General features: G+C 33.5%; 16 protein-coding genes. 6 read left to right on the top strand and 10 right to left on the bottom strand.

Annotated features, from left to right (window positions below; all coding sequences use genetic code 11):
- Positions 1 to 28: 28 nt before the first annotated feature.
- Complete coding sequence (locus tag Q0770_RS08470) at positions 29 to 1,429, top strand: DUF5689 domain-containing protein (protein WP_299115939.1); 1,401 nt, start codon at positions 29 to 31, stop codon at positions 1,427 to 1,429.
- Between the two features lie 63 nt (positions 1,430 to 1,492).
- The gene (locus Q0770_RS08465; protein WP_299115937.1) at positions 1,493 to 1,855 is read left to right on the top strand and encodes a hypothetical protein; all 363 of its coding nucleotides are present in this window, start codon (positions 1,493 to 1,495) and stop codon (positions 1,853 to 1,855) included.
- 120 nt (positions 1,856 to 1,975) lie between these two features.
- On the opposite strand, the gene Q0770_RS08460 is transcribed toward Q0770_RS08465, so the two are convergent.
- Positions 1,976 to 2,500: a cation transporter gene (locus Q0770_RS08460; protein ID WP_299115935.1), complete on the bottom strand. Its 525-nt coding sequence runs from the start codon at positions 2,498 to 2,500 to the stop codon at positions 1,976 to 1,978.
- Between the two features lie 178 nt (positions 2,501 to 2,678).
- Between Q0770_RS08460 and Q0770_RS08455 the strand changes: the two genes are divergently transcribed.
- Complete coding sequence (locus Q0770_RS08455) at positions 2,679 to 3,557, top strand: DMT family transporter (RefSeq protein WP_299115933.1); 879 nt, start codon at positions 2,679 to 2,681, stop codon at positions 3,555 to 3,557.
- A 52-nt stretch (positions 3,558 to 3,609) separates the two neighbouring features.
- Here the strand turns inward: Q0770_RS08455 and Q0770_RS08450 are convergent, their stop codons facing one another.
- Both Q0770_RS08450 and Q0770_RS08445 read right to left on the bottom strand, forming a co-directional pair.
- Positions 3,610 to 5,697 (bottom strand): insulinase family protein, encoded by a 2,088-nt coding sequence (locus Q0770_RS08450; protein ID WP_299115932.1) that lies wholly within the window; start codon positions 5,695 to 5,697, stop codon positions 3,610 to 3,612.
- Position 5,698: 1 nt separating this feature from the next.
- Positions 5,699 to 7,015: a pitrilysin family protein gene (locus Q0770_RS08445; RefSeq protein ID WP_299115930.1), complete on the bottom strand. Its 1,317-nt coding sequence runs from the start codon at positions 7,013 to 7,015 to the stop codon at positions 5,699 to 5,701.
- Between the two features lie 300 nt (positions 7,016 to 7,315).
- Between Q0770_RS08445 and rplU the strand changes: the two genes are divergently transcribed.
- The 3 genes from rplU (at position 7,316) to Q0770_RS08430 (ending at position 9,088) form a co-directional block, all read left to right on the top strand.
- Positions 7,316 to 8,011, top strand: a complete 696-nt coding sequence (rplU, locus tag Q0770_RS08440; protein ID WP_188373030.1) for a 50S ribosomal protein L21 — start codon at positions 7,316 to 7,318, stop codon at positions 8,009 to 8,011.
- A 42-nt stretch (positions 8,012 to 8,053) separates the two neighbouring features.
- Complete coding sequence (rpmA, locus tag Q0770_RS08435; RefSeq protein WP_013869859.1) at positions 8,054 to 8,314, top strand: 50S ribosomal protein L27; 261 nt, start codon at positions 8,054 to 8,056, stop codon at positions 8,312 to 8,314.
- 108 nt (positions 8,315 to 8,422) lie between these two features.
- A complete protein-coding gene (locus Q0770_RS08430; RefSeq protein WP_299115926.1) occupies positions 8,423 to 9,088 on the top strand; it encodes a GldM family protein in 666 nt (221 codons plus the stop codon).
- Here Q0770_RS08430 and Q0770_RS08425 read toward each other — a convergent pair.
- The 7 genes from Q0770_RS08425 to Q0770_RS08395 form a co-directional block, all read right to left on the bottom strand.
- Positions 9,085 to 10,857 (bottom strand): DNA mismatch repair protein MutS, encoded by a 1,773-nt coding sequence (locus Q0770_RS08425; protein ID WP_299115924.1) that lies wholly within the window; start codon positions 10,855 to 10,857, stop codon positions 9,085 to 9,087. The two genes, Q0770_RS08430 and Q0770_RS08425, sit on opposite strands and share 4 nt — an antisense overlap.
- A 31-nt stretch (positions 10,858 to 10,888) precedes the next feature.
- Positions 10,889 to 12,577, bottom strand: a complete 1,689-nt coding sequence (locus tag Q0770_RS08420) for a M1 family aminopeptidase (RefSeq protein WP_299115922.1) — start codon at positions 12,575 to 12,577, stop codon at positions 10,889 to 10,891.
- 60 nt (positions 12,578 to 12,637) lie between these two features.
- Complete coding sequence (locus tag Q0770_RS08415; protein ID WP_299115920.1) at positions 12,638 to 13,537, bottom strand: M28 family peptidase; 900 nt, start codon at positions 13,535 to 13,537, stop codon at positions 12,638 to 12,640.
- Positions 13,538 to 13,637: 100 nt separating this feature from the next.
- The gene (locus Q0770_RS08410; RefSeq protein WP_299116468.1) at positions 13,638 to 14,384 is read right to left on the bottom strand and encodes a succinate dehydrogenase/fumarate reductase iron-sulfur subunit; all 747 of its coding nucleotides are present in this window, start codon (positions 14,382 to 14,384) and stop codon (positions 13,638 to 13,640) included.
- Between the two features lie 16 nt (positions 14,385 to 14,400).
- Entirely contained in the window at positions 14,401 to 14,679 is a 279-nt protein-coding gene (locus Q0770_RS08405) for a hypothetical protein (protein WP_299115918.1), read from the bottom strand.
- A 107-nt stretch (positions 14,680 to 14,786) separates the two neighbouring features.
- A complete protein-coding gene (locus Q0770_RS08400; RefSeq protein ID WP_299115917.1) occupies positions 14,787 to 15,329 on the bottom strand; it encodes a hypothetical protein in 543 nt (180 codons plus the stop codon).
- A gap of 4 nt (positions 15,330 to 15,333) precedes the next feature.
- On the bottom strand, positions 15,334 to 17,334 hold the full coding sequence (locus Q0770_RS08395; RefSeq protein ID WP_299115914.1) for a fumarate reductase/succinate dehydrogenase flavoprotein subunit: 2,001 nt from the start codon (positions 17,332 to 17,334) through the stop codon (positions 15,334 to 15,336).
- Positions 17,335 to 17,341 lie beyond the last annotated feature (7 nt).

The following is a 17,341-nucleotide window of genomic DNA, read 5'->3' as shown; positions in this document are numbered from 1 at the left end:
AAAAAGAAAAAATAAAATTTACAACAAAATGAAAACTTTAAAAATTAATAAAATAATACTTCTACTAATAGGTTTAGTAGCTTTTAATAGCTGTGTAGAAGACGACGATTTTAGTGTTCCTAATACAACTATTGTTGAACCTGTTTTAACTGGTACGACCATAGAAATTTCATCTGTAGCAGGACAATTGGCTCAAGAGCAAGGGAACGGCATGTTAGATTATTCTGATGATGATACGTTTTTTACTTATCCAACTGATAGTGCTGATCAATTTGTAACTGGTTATGTAATTTCCTCTGATGAGGGCGGAAATTATTTTGAAGAATTAATCCTTCAAGATGCTCCTGAGAACCCAACATTAGGTCTTAGAGTACTTATAGATGTTAACCCATTATTTATTCGTTACGAAGTAGGTCGTAAAGTATATGTAAAAGTAAACGGTTTAAGTGTTGGTATTTCAAATGGCGTTCTAACTTTAGGTCCATTAGACGGTGATCGTATTGGTAAAATTCCTGCTCCATCAGAAAATGACTTTATCCAAAGATCAGCTGAAGTTGCTACAATGGTACCTTTAGAAATGGGTGTAGCGGATTTTACAGATGATAAAACAAACTTACTTATACAGTTAAATGATGTTCAGTTTTTAAAATCTCAAGCTGTTGGCCCAACTGCATTAAGTTATGCTTCAGAAAGTTTTGATCAATTTGATGGTGAGCGTACATTAGAAGATTGTTCTACTGCTACATCTACTGTATTTGCAACAAGTACTTTTGCAGACTTTAAAGGGTTATCATTACCTGAGGGTAGAGGCTCTATGGTAGCTGTATTACAGAAAAACTTTTTTGGAGACGAGTTTAATGTTGTGATAAATACTCCTGAAACTATTGATATGACAGGTCAGCGTTGTGATCCAGTATTTGGTGCTGATTTCCAAGAAGCTACTGACAATACTACTTTTGATACTCCAGGCTGGATTAATTTTGCTGAAGCGGGATCTAGATTATGGTCTGAAGATGTATTTAGCGGAAACGGAACTGCAAGATTCTCTGCATTTAGTTCTGGTGATGCTTCAAACATTGGTTGGTTAATTACACCTAGTATTGATATGGATGCTCAAACCGGAGAAGTACTTACTTTCGAAATGCAGCATGCTTTCCCAGATTCTGGTCACGATCCAATGGAAGTTTTATATTCTACAGACTTTGATGGAACTGAAGCTGGCGTATTAACTGCAACATGGACGTCTATACCATTTACTAAGAGTTATATCGTTGATCCAGGTAACTGGTTTAACTTTGTAAACTCTGGAGCTCTAGACTTATCGGCTGTTACTGGTACAGCTTATATCGCATTTAGATATACTGGTAGTGATACTGCCAACCAAAACATGACTATTGATATTGATGATGTAAAAATCAGCGTACAATAAGTATATTATAAAATATGATACAAAAACCGCGCCTAATGGGTGCGGTTTTTTATTTTTACAATTATGCTTGATAACTTCTATATTTCCTTTTTAAATCTTACCAAACCCAAATGGGGTAAAAAAGCAATGCTACTGTCATTACATTATATCTCTTTAGTTGAGATAGCTTTTTACGGCCTTATAGCATGTTTCTTTGCGGCTTTTTCTAGTCAGCTTAATATTGGTAAAATAAGCTCAGAAAAAGCCATAATACTCTCTGTATTATGTGTGCTTTTTATTTACTTAAAAAACTGGATGCGTTACAATGGAAAACGAAGAAATATTCTAAATGCTAAATCAAAACGACAAAAGCTACAACCATGGAAATTAATCGTTCTTCCGTTAACTTGTATGTTATTAGCATTAGTATTTTTTCAAGCGATATAATGCTTAGACTAAGCACTTCTTCAGGCTCAGTGTGATACTCTCCAATCTACTCTATGATTTTTTGTAACAAAAAAACGCCATCCAAAAGGATAGCGTTTAAAATAATTTATTTTTTAAGTGTTAAGCTTTTTCAGCTTTGCAACAGTCTTTCTTACAATCTTTAGCGCAAGCCTTTTTATCTTTAGTAGCTTTATCCTTACAGCATGCCATTTTACAATCAGCTTTACAAACTTTTTTGGTTTCTGGTTTTTTCTCTGATGAAAACTCGTCTACTGTTTTAATCTCTTTTACTTCGTAGATATCACTAACTTTAGCAACAGCTTCTTCTAAAGACTTAGGGGTCACTTTAGCTTCATCAAATTCTACCATAGCTAGTTCTTTATCAAAATCTACTTTAGCCATTTTCACTCCTTCCATCTTTGCCATTTTCTTTTCAATAGTTTTGGCACATCCGACAGCACATGTCATTCCTTTGATATTGAACTCGACCTTTGCATAAGTAGCATTTGGGTCTAATGTAGGTTTTACATCTTTTTTACTAACCTCAACTTCAACAGTTTTTACTTCTGGTTCAGCATTATTTTTACATGCGACAACAACTAGTGTTAAAACTGAAATTGTGATTATGTTTTTAAATATTTTCATGTGTTTATATTTATTGTTTTTATTGGTCAAATGGAACATCCTTACAATTATTTCCTTGTGTGATTATATTTTAACCATGGATATTTCATGAGTCAAAAATCTTATTTTGAACAAATCTAATAAATACGAGGTTTCTTGAAAAATAATTAACGAATTTTGTGACCGCTAACCTGTCTTTATGAAGAACATCAACATTAAGTGGCTTTATCTCGTTATTTTATCAGTGATTTGGGGCAGTTCATTCATCCTCATTAAAAAAGCCTTAATTGGATTAACCCCTTTTCAGATAGGAAGTTTACGTAATGTGCTAACAGGAATTATCCTATTAGTTTTCGGATATAGTAGTTTAAAAAACATTAAAAAAACACAGTGGAAATGGATTGCTATTTCTGGTTTTTTAGGGTCATTTTTTCCAGCATTTTTATTTGCTATCGCAGAAACCGAAATAGATAGCGCTATTACCTCCATTTTAAACTCTCTTGTGCCGCTTAATACTATTCTAATGGGTGCTGCAGTTTTTAAGATTGCTTCAACTAAACGGCAAGTTGTCGGTGTTATTATTGGTTTTATTGGTACGGCATTACTTATTCTAAAAGGCGCAGAAATTAACCCTAATCAGAATTACTTATACGCTAGTTTTATAATTATCTCTACATTGATGTATGCGGCCAATGTCAATATAATTAAGCGTTATTTACAGGATGTAAAACCATTAACAATTGCTGCAGGTAATTATGTGTTTATTATTATTCCTGCATTTGTTGCTTTGTTATTTACAAACTTCTTTTCTTCTGAAACATTCAATTCTGAAACCATATGGAATGCTATTATCTGTGTCGCTATATTATCAATCTTCGGAACTGCTTTAGCTAAAGTTTTATTCAATAAATTAATTCAAATATCAACGCCAGTTTTTGCAACTTCTGTCACCTATTTAATGCCCATTGTAGCCTTAATTTGGGGATTGCTTGATCGCGAGAATTTTACACCACTACAAGGTATTGCGACTCTAATTATATTAGCAGGTGTCTATATTGCCAATAGGAAAAAGACATAAAAAAACCGAAGCCTAATGACTTCGGTTTAAAATTTATTTAAAGATTTTAATCTTAGTTAAAATCCTCAGCAGTTACACCTTCGTTAACCTTTACTTCTGTAATAGCCATCTCAAAAACTTGAGGTCCTTGAGTTATTTTCATTTTTTGAGCAAACATAACCCCATTCACTTCTTTATAATCAGAATAATCTGTAACTGTAGTGATTGATTGTCCAGCTGCTTCATTAGTCTCTTCAGTTCTAAGTAATAAGCCCGAATCTGCTGCATAGTATTTTACTGATGTCTTACCATCTTTAGTAACTACTATCTTGTATGCATCTACACCATCTACATCTGTAAGGCTCTCTAATTCTATATTAGATGCTTCCATATATAACTCAGGGAATAATCCTTTTTCAGCTTTACGAGAATTAACATCATCATCAGACATTGGGATTTTTTGCCCTTGTTGTTCTTGATAACCTGAATTACCATCAAACTTTTGCTTCATAATAGTTCCCATACCTTCAATACTCATCTCCATAGAAAACTTGTTTGGTGCCATTTGCTTAATTATAGCTTTTGGCTTGAAAGGTGCTCCTGTAATTGTAACATCAGCCATTGTTAAGGTAGATTTTACGTCTCTTAATTTAGCTTCTCCTCCAACAGCTTTTACATAATTTTTAACCACATCTGCAGCTGTTAAACCTTCTGGTAATGGCTTAGAGAATACTGGTTTTTCTGTTGCACTCGCATATTTGTCATAATACTTAATTGGTAACCCAACTTTTTCTAGATTGTCAATAACGTCAGCTCCTTTACCTACAATTACAATTCTAGCATTGTCTATATTAAAATATTTGTTTGCTACACGCTGTACATCTTCAACAGAAACATTATTGATGTTTTCTAAGTATTTAGCATAAAAATCATCTGGTAAGTTATTTCTTCTTATGTTCAACGCATAGTTAGCAATAGTTTGCGGACGCTCTAAAGCCATAACAAAACGACCAACATATTTAGCCTTAGCATTATCTAAAGTCTGTACTTCTACTGGTTCAGTACGAATACGCTTTATTTCCTTTAAAAACTCAACAACAGCACTATCTGTTACTGCATTACGAACTTTTGCACTTGCATTAAAGCGAGATACACCATAACGACTAGCACCTAAACTAGAGTATGCCCCATAAGTATACCCTTTGTCTTCACGAAGATTTTTAAATAAGTAACCTTCGCCACCACCACCAAGGATGTTGTTTGCCATTAAAGCAGCAAAATAATCACTATCACTTTGCTTTAAATCAACATTGTTAGTTACAGAAATATTAGATTGTGTTGCATTTGGCATATCTACAAAATTTATTTCTACAGTAGAAAGGTTTGCTGTTAACTCTGGCGTTGGCAACTCTTTTAAATCAACTTTTTCCCACTTGCCAAAATATTTTTTCATTTGCTTTTTGACATCTTTTACATTAATGTCACCAACAACAACGATATACGCATTATTTGGAGCAAATCTGATTTTATAAAAATCTAATACATCTTGAAATGTTACATTATTTACAGTGTCTTCTGTTGTAAACTCTCCATAAACATGATCCTTCCCATAAGCTAAAGCACCTACTACACGACCTGCAACAGCATCAGAGCTTTTTGCACTACTCTTTAAGTTTTCGATTAACTTATCTTTTTCTTTATCGAATTCTTCTTCTGTTAATAAAGGATTGATTGTTGCGTCTGCCATAAGCTCGACAATACGATCAGCATATTTTACTAAGCCACTACCAAAACCCCCACTTGAACCAAATGAAATATTTGCACCTAAGAAATCAACTTCCTCATTAAACTCATCTTTAGAAATAGACGTTGTTCCGTTTCCTAACATGGCTGAAAGTAAACTAGAAACACCTGCCTTGTCTCCTTCAGCATATGGCTTGTTGTCTATGCTTAATTGGTAAGATACTCTTGGTAGTTTATTGTTTTCAACTACCATTACAGTAATACCGTTATTTAGTTTAAACTCTTGTGGGTCTTCTAAATTAATTACAGGTTCTGGACCTGGCTTTGGCATTTGAGACCTATCTAGTTGTGCGTTTACTCCAAATGATATTAGAGCCATACCTATAAACGCAGCTAATTTTAATTTTAATGTCTTCATCTTATTTATCGTCTTTTTTAGGTAAATACTGAATTTCTACACGTTGATTTGGGCTTAAATATTTAGCCGCTACATCTCTAATTTCTTCTCTAGTAATAGACTTATACAAATCTAATTGTGTGTTAATTAAGTTTACATCACCGTATAACATATAATACGTAGCTAAAGAACTTGCAATACCTGCAACGCTAGAGTTTGAGCTTACAAATCTGTTTTCAAACTGATTTTGAAGTTTTTGATAGTCACGTTCAGAAATTAATTCTGTTTGCATGACTTTAATTTCTTCATCCATTTCTGCTAATAGTGTATCTAAAGGAACATCCCCTTGAGGCAAAGCAAATAGTGCAAAAATATTATAGTCTACTTGCCCTAAATTTACCGCTTGTACTTGCAGTGCTTGCTTCTGCTCATCAACAATTTTCTTGTATAATACAGAACTTTTTCCGCCGCTTAAATAAGTAGAAATCATATCTAATACAAATGCGTCTCTAGTAGCTTGACCAGGTAAACGATATGCTGCAATAACAGCTGGTATCTGAATATTTGGATCGTATGCTTCTACTTTTTTAGTTTCGGTAATTGGTGTTTCTTTTGGGAAATCTCTAACCACTTCTGGTCTAGATTTTACTTCACTAAAATATTCTTTAATCATCTCTTTAGTCTTAGCCGTGTCTATATCTCCAGCAACGATTAATACTGCATTATTAGGCCCATAATACTTATTAAAGTAGGCATTAAATTCATCTAAAGTTGCCGCATCTAAATCTTTCATAAATCCAATATTAGGGTCTTTATAAGGATGCACATCAAACAAATTTTTACCTATAACCTCTAATATTTTTCCGTAAGGTCTATCGTAACTCTGACGTTTTTCTTCTTTTACAACTTCATTTTGAGTGTCTACGCCAACCTTATCAATTACAGGGTGTAACATACGCTCAGATTCTAACCATAAACCTAACTCTAATTTATTAGATGGAAAGATTTCGTAATAGTAAGTTCTATCCTGAGATGTATTGGCATTGAAAGTACCACCATTAGCTGGGATAATTTTCATAAACTCACCACGCTCAATATTTTCTGAACCTTCAAACAATAAGTGTTCAAAAAAGTGAGCAAAACCTGTTCGGTTAAGTTCACGGTCTTTACCACCAACATCGTACATTACTGATGTAATAACTACTGGTGCTGTATTATCTTGATGAAGGATAACGTGTAATCCATTATCTAAATCAAATTCTTCAAACTCTACCTTTTGTGCTGTAGACGAGTATCCTACAAACATCAAAAGGGCTAGACTTAATAAGCTTTTTTTCATTTTTGTGTTTTTTAAATAAAAGTTTCAAGTGTTTGTCTTGCTGAAATAATTATTGTTACAGCAATTGGCACAAAAATAACGAACAAATCCACCTTTTTATCTAAATAAAATGTGAAATAAGCATCCCTTTCAACTATTAAGTTATGGTTTTGGCGATAACAAAGCTGATAACAAGGATTTTAAATGCTTTTCAAAAGCAATAAAACGTTTGTGAATTAGGAATTTAAGCGTATATTTGCATCCGCTTTCTGAGAAGAAGGCTTAATTTATTGAATAACAAATTAATAAAAACGTTACGCTATGTACGCAATTGTAGAGATAGCAGGGCATCAATTTAAAGTTGAAAAAGACCAAAAAGTTTTTGTTAATCGTTTAGCTACAGAAGAAGGTAAGAAAGTAAATTTCGATAACGTTCTTTTAATTGGCGACGGTGACAAAGTAACTCTAGGCGCCCCAGCTATAGACGGAGCACAAGTAAGTGCAAAAGTCTTAAAGCACCTTAAAGGTGATAAGGTTATTGTTTTCAAAAAGAAAAGACGTAAAGGTTACCGTGTTAAGAATGGTCACCGTCAAGCACTTTCTGAAATCGTAATCGAAGGTATTAAAGCTTCCGGAGCAAAAAAAGCAGCTCCAAAAAAAGAAACTAAAAAAGCTGAGCCTAAAGCAGAAGTAAAAGCTGCTGCTCCTAAAGCTGAAAAAGCTGCACCTAAAAAGGCTGCTGCAAAACCAGCTGCTAAGAAGGCTACAGGCAAGGCTGATGATTTAAAGAAAATTGAAGGTATTGGACCAAAAATTGCATCTACTTTAGTAGAAGCAGGTATAGCTACTTTCGCTGATTTAGCAAAAGCTAAGCCAGCTAAAATTTCTGAAATTATCGCTGGAGTTCGTGGTAATCACGTTACTGACACATGGCCAAAGCAAGCTAAATTAGCTGCAGATGGTAAGTGGGACGAGCTTAAAAAATGGCAAGACGAATTAGATGGTGGTAAAGCATAATTGCTTAACTGCTTAAGTTTAACAATATAAAACCTTAAGACAATGGCTCATAAAAAAGGAGTTGGTAGTTCGAAAAACGGTAGAGAATCAGAATCGAAACGCTTAGGTGTTAAGATATTTGGTGGTCAAGCTGCTATCGCAGGGAACATTATCATTAGACAACGTGGTAACACGCATCACCCAGGTGAAAACGTTTACCAAGGAAAAGACCACACTTTACATGCTAAAGTAGATGGTTTAGTGAAATTTACTAAGAAAAAAGACAACAAGTCTTATGTTTCTATTGAGCCTTTTGAAGCTTAATTAAACAGTCTTTATAATTTTATAAAAACCCTTTCTATTTCTAGAAAGGGTTTTTTGTTTGCAATAAATTGAATTGAAAAAAGTTTATAATTTATCAACTTCTTTCTTATGAAATCATTTAAGGTTCTTTTCCTAATAATTACCATTCTTTATTCCTCCTTCTTATCAAGTCAATCAGAATCTAACAAAAGCTACTCGGCATTAGAACTCAAAAACATGAATATTGTTTATAGAGGTGTTTCAAATCCTATTAAAATTGTATCTAAAGGCAAACTTATTAGTGCTGAAGCACCTGGGTTGAAAAAGATTGATGATTACGGAAATTATGAATTAAGACCGCAAACAGGAAAAACCGTTGATATAAAAATTAAATCTTTACTTAAAAATCGAGATATAATTACAGAAACTAAGAGATTAAGAATATTAGACTTAAAGAGAGCGCAAAGTTTATTTAATGGTAAAGAATGCTACAAATGTGAACTATTAATTACAAAAGAAGAATTATTAAATGGTAAAATATCATTGGGACTCCAAGATTTTCTTTTTGATTATAAAATTCTAGTCAAAGGCTTCATAATTAAGTTTCCAAATGAAAAATCTATTGAAGTAAATGGCGCAAAAATACCAAAAGAGTTAAGTCAAAGAATAAAAAGTTTAAGAAAAGGAGACATAGTTCAAATACTTAACTTAAAAACTAAGGTTGTAAATCAATCCTCCAGTAGCTTCCTAAGGTATTGCAAAATTTCTCCTATTATCATTAGGATAAAGAATTAAACAATCTCCATCTTCTTCAGCAGAAAGCTGGCATTCATATTTTGGCAAACACCTTGCTTGAGTTTGTAATCAAAATAAAGTTCGTCATTAACAATTTGCGCATCAAAGAAGTAGTTTTTAACTGGTTCTAGTTGGCTTTCGATTTCCGTAAGACTTAAATCGTGTGTAGCAATGATTCCTGTGGCATTAAGCTTGACTAGTTTTTCTACAAACTTTCTTGAACCAATAGCCTTGTCAGTACTATTTGTGCCTTTTAAGATTTCATCTAAAATGATGAAGTAGTTGTTATCTTTTTCAATAGTATCTACAACAAATTTTAAGCGAGTTAACTCGCTAAAGAAATAACTACTATCATCCGTTAGCGAGTCCGTTGTACGCATACTCGTAATGAGTTTAATGGGTTTGTATTTACTGCTTTTTGCACAAACGGGGAGTCCTACATTTGCCATTACTATATGTAAGGCTACTGTTCTTAAAAAGGTACTTTTACCCGCCATATTAGCTCCAGTAACAATAAAAAACTGTTCTTGCTGTAAGTCTAAATCACTATCAACACGTTTGTCAGATTCTAATAGTGGATGCCCTAAATTTTGAGCTAGAATTGTGTTTTTTGTTTCTGTGATTTCTGGATAAGAAAATGCTTGATGATTAAACCCATAGTTTCCTAAGCTGTTGTAGGCATCAAAAAACGTCACAACTTCAAACCAATGGTCAACCTTGTCTGCATAGGTTTTAATCCACTGTTCAATGTAATACGTCTGTCTTATGTCCCAGAGAAAATAACCATTTCCAAAAATGGCTGAAAGTAAATTGTTTCTATTATCTAAGGCGTCAATATGTTTCGAAAATTTAGAAAATATCTCAGAGGCTTTTCTGCCCTCCAATTCAATTCGGCTTTGTTGTTCTTTTAATAAATCTGAAGAAAAAGTAGCAGTTTCAATCTCATTTAAAAGCAATGCATATTGCCTAAATGTGTCTTTGGCTCTTGAGGTTTGTTGAGCAATAATATTTATCTGTTTTAAATAGCGTCCTGTAAGTCCTAGACCTAATAACAGCCAATACAATAAAGATTCGATAAGTATAATTTCTGCAATAGCTAAACTTAAAACAACTAACGATGCTAGACTAAAACCAATGGTTATCATAAACCATGTCTTGCTCAAAAATGGCTTATAATGCTGCAACCATTTTATAATGCTATTCGCCGAATGTTCCACTTTTACACCTTGTGCAATAGCTGTATAATTTTGTCGCCACTCTGATTTATCTGCTAACTCTTTAATAGCTTCTTGACGTTTAGGAATTTCAGTAGTTGTATTTGCTAATAAAAAATCAACAAGCTTTTGCGTGCCTTCTTTTATGGTGGCTCTGTTTATAAACTGAAAGAACGAACCTCTACCAAATAAGTCTATATCCAAACTATAAAAATGCTTTGGGTTTTGAAACTTAGACCCATCCAATCTTTCGTGAAAATCTCCCGAGGCAATAGCAATCTCCTCTTCATTGATACTAACCAAGCGTTTAAATCGGGCTCTTTCAGATTTTAAATCCGTGTATTTAGACAATAAAAATAGAAAAATGACAATCCCAATAATAGCTATGCCTGTAGCTAATTGCCATTGCTTAAACGTGAAGTATATACCAATTACTGTTACTGCAAAAACAGCAAGTCTTAATAGACTATACAAGCTCAATTTTTTAAATAAATCTCGAGCTTTAGTTTGATGGTTTTCTAATTGATTTCTATAAAATTCTAAAGGATTCTGCATAACATTCTAACAAAGTAGAAATATAAGAAAACTAGAAATTTAACTGAGATTTATTATGAATATTATCCTTTAATTGAGGCAAGTTTATTTCTTTAGTTGGGTAATAGCTTATCTCAATTTCTTTTTTGTTTCTTATTACGGTAAACTCAGCTTTGTACTCCGTAGAATTACTAAAATAACTTATACTTTTAAACACATCTCCCTCTCTTAATCCAGATTTATATGCTTCAGAATTGATGTCGATAGAACTTATACGACTCTTGTCTTCAGAAAAATTAAATCCTAAGTCATATACCTTTGTTTTTGAACTGAATTCAAAACCAAAGGTTTGATAGATTTCTTCTAAACTGAAAAGCCGACCTTCTTCAATATGTTTGCTAAAAAACTGTTTTAAATCTTCTTTTAGGTATTTATTAGCTGTTTTTATAAAATATTCGTGATTGATTTTTTGTCCGTTTTTAAGTGCATCTTCTTTAAAGTTCAATAATAAGTCATCTAAACTTTTTTCACCATTAGTATCCTTTTTAATTTTGTTATCCAAATAAAAAGCAAATACAGCTCCTCTTCTATAAGGCAATTTTTGAACACCTTCTTTACCACTCCAAAACGTTTCATAATTTAGTTCACTATTCGGCATCTCATTAACAGGTGAAGTGAAAAGTTCTCTAACAAATTCGTTAAACTTTTTTATAAAATAACTCTCATCTAAGTTGTAAACTTTTGCTTTTGCAATATTCTTCAAGGTATAATACTCTGTAAACCCTTCGCTAAACCAATATTGCTTTTCTTCATCATCGTTTTTGATTAATGACCCTGTCCAATTGTGCTGTAACTCATGATTAAATAAATATACTAGCCCTTCTACATCAAGAAATTTATTATTAGAAGCATTAGTTGCAAAAGAGTTTGTAAGCCCAGAACCTTGAAAAGAACTTCCTCTTTCAAGTATTGTAGGAATTAAAGTTATCGCATAAAAAGATTGAGAATGATCTTTCCAGAAATCACGTTGCGCTGATACTGTTTTATCAATTATAGCAACCATAGTAGAATCATCAAAGACCTGCCAATCACCACGAACTATAAAGTTAACCTCATTGCCTTTAATTTTTATGTTATGATGTCTAAAATCACCTCCAGTAAAAATTGCCGTATGAAATTTCTCTTCTGTAGTGTTCTTGATTTCTTGATATTCTTCTTGCGTACCAAAACTATTGCCTAAACGATACTCAGTAGGGAAATCTTTCCATTGTATAACTACATCAAAATTATCTTCTGAATCTTTGACAATATGCTTAGGGAGCATAAAAAAGTTATGAGAAAACAAATGGAAATACTTTTCTTGAATTATAGGCCTATATGTATCCCAAGTTGTTAATTCTCCTTCGCTATCTTGCCTAATTGTATACTCAATTTCTAACTTTTCTAAGTTCTTTGGGTGCCTGATACTATACCATCCGCTATCTCTATTAGGAGTAATTTCGCTCTTTTCTGATATTACCTCTATCCCTTTAATTATGTTGTGAAGGCTGTCTTGACCCCAAGCCTTATCTTGAAATAATAATATAGTTTCTCCAGATGTATTAGGGTGAAATGTAGTGTTTACCTTTAATAAATTAGTACCGTCCTGTATTAAAGTGCTAACAACATAACTAACTTTATTTTCTTGATCATTATTACAGGACAATAAAAAAAGAAAAAATACGGTAATTAGTCGTTTCATTTTTGATTGGTTTTAGCTTATAACTAAAAGACGAATCAAATGTATAAATGTGACAGCCTTTTATATGCTCTTATTATCAATATCATTAAATATAGATAATATAATCTCCACTGCATTTTTATAAAATTCAGGTGTGATATCCTTAAAATCATCTGTTGGTTTATGATAGGCTGCATGATCTTCGTTTCCAAAATATAAAAACGGAATATTAGCGCGATGAAAAGGGCCGTGGTCAGACGCGTATGTCCAGTCTTGCTTTCCATCGGAGCCATCGTGACCAACAAGCAATTTGGTGTTAGTAGGGTTTTTAAAAGATGTTATTACTTCTTGAAGTGTCTTGTTGTATCTACTACCAACAACGTACAATTCATTTTTAGAGCTTCTACTAATCATGTCCATATTAATATTAGCCACTATTGTTTCTTCTTTCATATTGTCCACAAAATACTTTGCGCCTCTTAATCCAAGTTCTTCAGCATCAAAAGCTGCTAGTATCACAGAATGCTTTGGTGGGTTTTGTTTTAAATATTCTGCAAAAGCAAATAAGGCTGATACACCTGATGCGTCATCATCAGCTCCATTATATATTATATCTCCCGAAATCCCAAGATGATCATGATGCGCACTAACAACTATATATTTATCAGGGAAATCTGTTCCTTTAATCTCAATCAGAATATTATTAGCATCAAATTTACCAACACGTGAATCGAAAGAAAATGAATGTTCATATCTTCCATTAAATCCAGGTAAATTCAAACTTTTAAACTCTTTTATAATATATGCTCTAGCTAAATCATTTCCTTTCTCTCCTGTTCGTCTTCCTTCAAACTTATCTGAGCTTAAAACTTCTAATCTAGTTAAAAGTTTATCTTCATTGAATTTTTGAATGCTTTTTTGTGAATAGCCAATTGTAATAAAAAACAGAAGGCATATTAGAGAATTTATTATAGTTTTCATATTGATGATTTGAAATCAAAATAAAGAAAAAATCCTAAGATAAAATTTACCTTAGGATAATAAATATTAAAATTTGTAACTCGATATGACTTGCAAATTTTTAGCCTTTTAAACTTGCTGAAAGGTATTCGCGATTCATACGAGCTATATTTTCTAAAGAAATGCCTTTAGGGCATTCTACTTCACAAGCTCCAGTATTAGTACAGTTTCCAAATCCTTCTTCATCCATTTGCTTTACCATATTTAAAACACGGTCTGTAGCTTCTACTTGACCTTGTGGTAATAACGCAAATTGAGACACTTTAGCAGATACAAATAACATTGCCGAAGAGTTTTTACAGCTTGCTACACAAGCACCGCAACCAATACAAGTTGCTGCATCAAAGGCTTTGTCTGCATTTTCTTTTTCTATAGGAATCGCATTGGCATCTTGTGTGTTACCAGAGGTGTTTACAGAGATAAACCCTCCTGCTTGCTGAATACGATCAAAAGAAGTACGGTCTACAATTAAATCTTTTACAACAGGAAAAGCCTCAGCTCTCCATGGCTCAATATAGATGGTATCACCATCTTTAAAGCTACGCATGTGTAACTGGCATGCTGTAATTTTTGTTTCTGGACCATGCGCTCTACCGTTAATATATAACGAACACGTTCCGCAAATACCTTCACGGCAATCGTGATCAAAAGCAACAGGTTGTTCACCTTTTTCAATAAGCTCTTGATTTAAAACGTCTAGCATCTCTAAGAAAGACATATCTGGAGAAACACCACTTAATGGATAATCTACAATCTGTCCTTTATCACTAGCGTTTTTTTGACGCCATATTTTTAACGTTAAATTCATCATAGCAATTTGTTTTTTATTGTTCAATACGACCTTGATTTGATTGTGCTTCAAAATCGAAACCCACTTTTTCAAAATCAATGTCTAATCCTCCTGTTTTCTTAAGAACGAAATTTAATAATGACGTAGCAATTAATGTTACCACAAATATTATGACTCCATAAACTATGATTCCGAAAATCATTCCTATTATTCCTCCGCCAATAAGAGCAGCTCCAGCTCCAATAGATTCAGAACCTGCTCCAATTCCAATAGCAGAAAAGATTAAAAAGAAAGGTAATACGAATATTAACATGATTGTTAAAGTTAAAACTGTAGTAATTATTGCATATTTTACAGGATCAACTCTCTTTAGTTTTAATTTTAAAATGTTAGAATTCATAATTAATAGTTATTATTTGGTTAGTTATTTTTAAAATTCATAGTTGGCAAAAGCTGCTTAATTTTATTATTAGATCTAGACTTTGCTCTTTTATAAGCTTCCATTGCTTTTGTGATGTTCTCTTCTTTTTCTTCGGTTCTATTAGCATCTACAACGTTAGCATTGATATGCTTTTTAAGCACTTTATTGACACGCCTTACATGTCTTTTGCTCTCTGGCGAATAGGGCTCAACACCAACAGCTGCGATAAACATGCCCAATTTCGCCCTTAAGTCTATTACATAGGTTTTATCAGCTTCAAGATTTGCTTCTACATAATCTCTATTTTCTGAAGCAGCCCAGAACAAATGTTCTCCTGGTTCGCACTCATATGTAAAATATGCTCTTGAAGGCAATGCTCCTAAAAACAAATCTTTGTCATAAACTCTAAAATTTAATCCTCCACCTAAATCATTACTCCTCATTATGTAAACTAATGACTTTCCAACAGAAGGTTTTTTTAGAACCTGAGAAAAACTATTAAGCGTAAATAAAATTATAAGAAACGATATTAAAAATCTCATAATTCTATTTGTAAGAACGTTCTTTTACTTCTATATTTTCGTATTTTAATTCTTCTTTATGGTGTATTGCCTCACTTGGCTTTCCTTTATATTCCCATGCAGAAACATACTGAAACTCTGGTCGTCTTAAGGCTTCACCACCTTCTGTTTGATACTCATCTCTAAAATGACCTCCAGCAGATTCTTCACGCTCTAAAGCATCTTTAGCAAACAATTCTCCTAATTCTAAGAAATCTGCAACTCTTCCTGCTTTCGCTAGTTCTTCATTATACTCGTTTTCTGTACCTGGAACAAATACATCTTTATAAAACTCCTCGCGTAATTGAGCAATTTCTGAAATGGCTTCTTTCAAATCTTTTTCATTACGAGCCATTCCGCATTTATTCCACATAATTTTTCCTAAACGTTTATGGAAATGGTCAACAGATTTTGTCCCTTCGTTATTGATAAACTTATTAATACCTGCTCTTACGTTTTCTTCAGCTTCGTCAAATTCTTTTGTGTCTGTAGGGATTGTTCCTGTTCTAATATCGTGAGCTAAATAGTCTCCAATGGTGTATGGCAATACAAAATACCCATCTGCTAAACCTTGCATCAATGCCGAAGCGCCTAAACGGTTTGCCCCATGGTCAGAGAAATTAGCTTCACCAATAGCATATAATCCTGGTACAGTTGTCATTAAATTATAGTCTACCCATAGTCCACCCATTGTATAGTGTACTGCAGGATAAATCATCATTGGCGTTTCGTAAGGATTCTGATCTACAATTTTCTCGTACATCTGAAATAAATTTCCGTACTTATTTTCCACCACTTTTTTACCAAGGTCTGTTACTAATTTAGTATCATCAACATTTAGACCTTTTACGTAAGCTTGTTCTTTTCCGTAACGTTCAATAGCTGAGGCAAAATCTAAGTAAACTGCTTCACCAGTTTTGTTAACACCATAACCTGCATCACAACGTTCTTTAGCAGCACGAGATGCAACATCACGAGGTACTAAATTCCCGAAAGCTGGATAACGACGTTCTAGATAATAGTCTCTATCTGCTTCTGCTAAATCGGTAGGTTTTAAACTTCCGTTTCTAATAGCATCAACATCTTTTTTGTGTTTTGGCACCCATATACGCCCGTCATTTCTTAAAGACTCTGACATCAATGTTAGTTTAGATTGATGGTCTCCAGAAACCGGAATACATGTTGGGTGAATTTGAGTATAGCATGGATTTGCAAAGAATGCCCCGCGCTTATGCGCTTTCCAAGCAGCAGTAACATTAGATCCCATGGCATATGTTGAAAGGTAAAATGCATTACCATAACCACCAGTGCCTAAGACTACGGCGTGAGCAGAATGTCTTTCAATCTCACCAGTAACTAAGTTTCGTGCAATAATACCTCTTGCTTTGCCATCTACAATAACCACGTCTAACATTTCATGACGCGTGTACATTTTTATTTTACCACGACCAATCTGACGATTCATAGCAGCATAAGCGCCTAGTAATAATTGTTGTCCTGTCTGCCCTTTAGCATAGAATGTTCTCGAAACTAAAACACCACCAAATGAGCGGTTGTCTAATAAACCTCCATATTCTCTGGCAAAAGGTACGCCTTGAGCGACACATTGATCAATAATATTTGTAGACACCTCAGCCAAACGATGAACATTTGCTTCTCTTGATCTATAATCGCCACCTTTTACCGTATCGTAAAATAATCTATATGTCGAGTCACCATCACCTTGGTAGTTTTTGGCAGCATTAATTCCGCCTTGGGCTGCAATAGAGTGTGCGCGTCTTGGAGAGTCTTGAAAACAAAATGCTTTTACATTATAACCTAATTCTGCAAGTGTTGCCGCAGAAGAACCACCAGCTAAACCAGTACCTACAATAATAACATCTATAAGACGCTTATTGGCTGGATTAACTAGGTTAATCTCATTTTTATGTTTTGTCCACTTGTCCGCTAAAGGACCTTTTGGTATTTTAGAATCTAATATTGACATATTCTAT

The organism is uncultured Winogradskyella sp. (assembly GCF_947501905.1).
GTDB lineage: Bacteria > Bacteroidota > Bacteroidia > Flavobacteriales > Flavobacteriaceae > Winogradskyella.
This window is presented reverse-complemented; position numbering and strand designations above follow the sequence as displayed.

What these genes read in the sequence shown, in the direction of transcription:
- Q0770_RS08405 (WP_299115918.1), bottom strand. Translation starts at nt 14,679, where the DNA reads ATGTTAATATTCGTATTACCTTTCTTTTTAATCTTTTCTGCTATTGGA.
- Q0770_RS08400 (WP_299115917.1), bottom strand. Translation starts at nt 15,329, where the DNA reads ATGAGATTTTTAATATCGTTTCTTATAATTTTATTTACGCTTAATAGT.
- Q0770_RS08420 (WP_299115922.1), bottom strand. Translation starts at nt 12,577, where the DNA reads ATGAAACGACTAATTACCGTATTTTTTCTTTTTTTATTGTCCTGTAAT.
- Q0770_RS08425 (WP_299115924.1), bottom strand. Translation starts at nt 10,857, where the DNA reads ATGCAGAATCCTTTAGAATTTTATAGAAATCAATTAGAAAACCATCAA.
- Q0770_RS08460 (WP_299115935.1), bottom strand. Translation starts at nt 2,500, where the DNA reads ATGAAAATATTTAAAAACATAATCACAATTTCAGTTTTAACACTAGTT.
- Q0770_RS08395 (WP_299115914.1), bottom strand. Translation starts at nt 17,334, where the DNA reads ATGTCAATATTAGATTCTAAAATACCAAAAGGTCCTTTAGCGGACAAG.
- Q0770_RS08410 (WP_299116468.1), bottom strand. Translation starts at nt 14,384, where the DNA reads ATGAATTTAACGTTAAAAATATGGCGTCAAAAAAACGCTAGTGATAAA.
- Q0770_RS08430 (WP_299115926.1), top strand. Translation starts at nt 8,423, where the DNA reads ATGAAATCATTTAAGGTTCTTTTCCTAATAATTACCATTCTTTATTCC.
- rplU (WP_188373030.1), top strand. Translation starts at nt 7,316, where the DNA reads ATGTACGCAATTGTAGAGATAGCAGGGCATCAATTTAAAGTTGAAAAA.
- rpmA (WP_013869859.1), top strand. Translation starts at nt 8,054, where the DNA reads ATGGCTCATAAAAAAGGAGTTGGTAGTTCGAAAAACGGTAGAGAATCA.
- Q0770_RS08465 (WP_299115937.1), top strand. Translation starts at nt 1,493, where the DNA reads ATGCTTGATAACTTCTATATTTCCTTTTTAAATCTTACCAAACCCAAA.
- Q0770_RS08415 (WP_299115920.1), bottom strand. Translation starts at nt 13,537, where the DNA reads ATGAAAACTATAATAAATTCTCTAATATGCCTTCTGTTTTTTATTACA.
- Q0770_RS08445 (WP_299115930.1), bottom strand. Translation starts at nt 7,015, where the DNA reads ATGAAAAAAAGCTTATTAAGTCTAGCCCTTTTGATGTTTGTAGGATAC.
- Q0770_RS08450 (WP_299115932.1), bottom strand. Translation starts at nt 5,697, where the DNA reads ATGAAGACATTAAAATTAAAATTAGCTGCGTTTATAGGTATGGCTCTA.
- Q0770_RS08470 (WP_299115939.1), top strand. Translation starts at nt 29, where the DNA reads ATGAAAACTTTAAAAATTAATAAAATAATACTTCTACTAATAGGTTTA.
- Q0770_RS08455 (WP_299115933.1), top strand. Translation starts at nt 2,679, where the DNA reads ATGAAGAACATCAACATTAAGTGGCTTTATCTCGTTATTTTATCAGTG.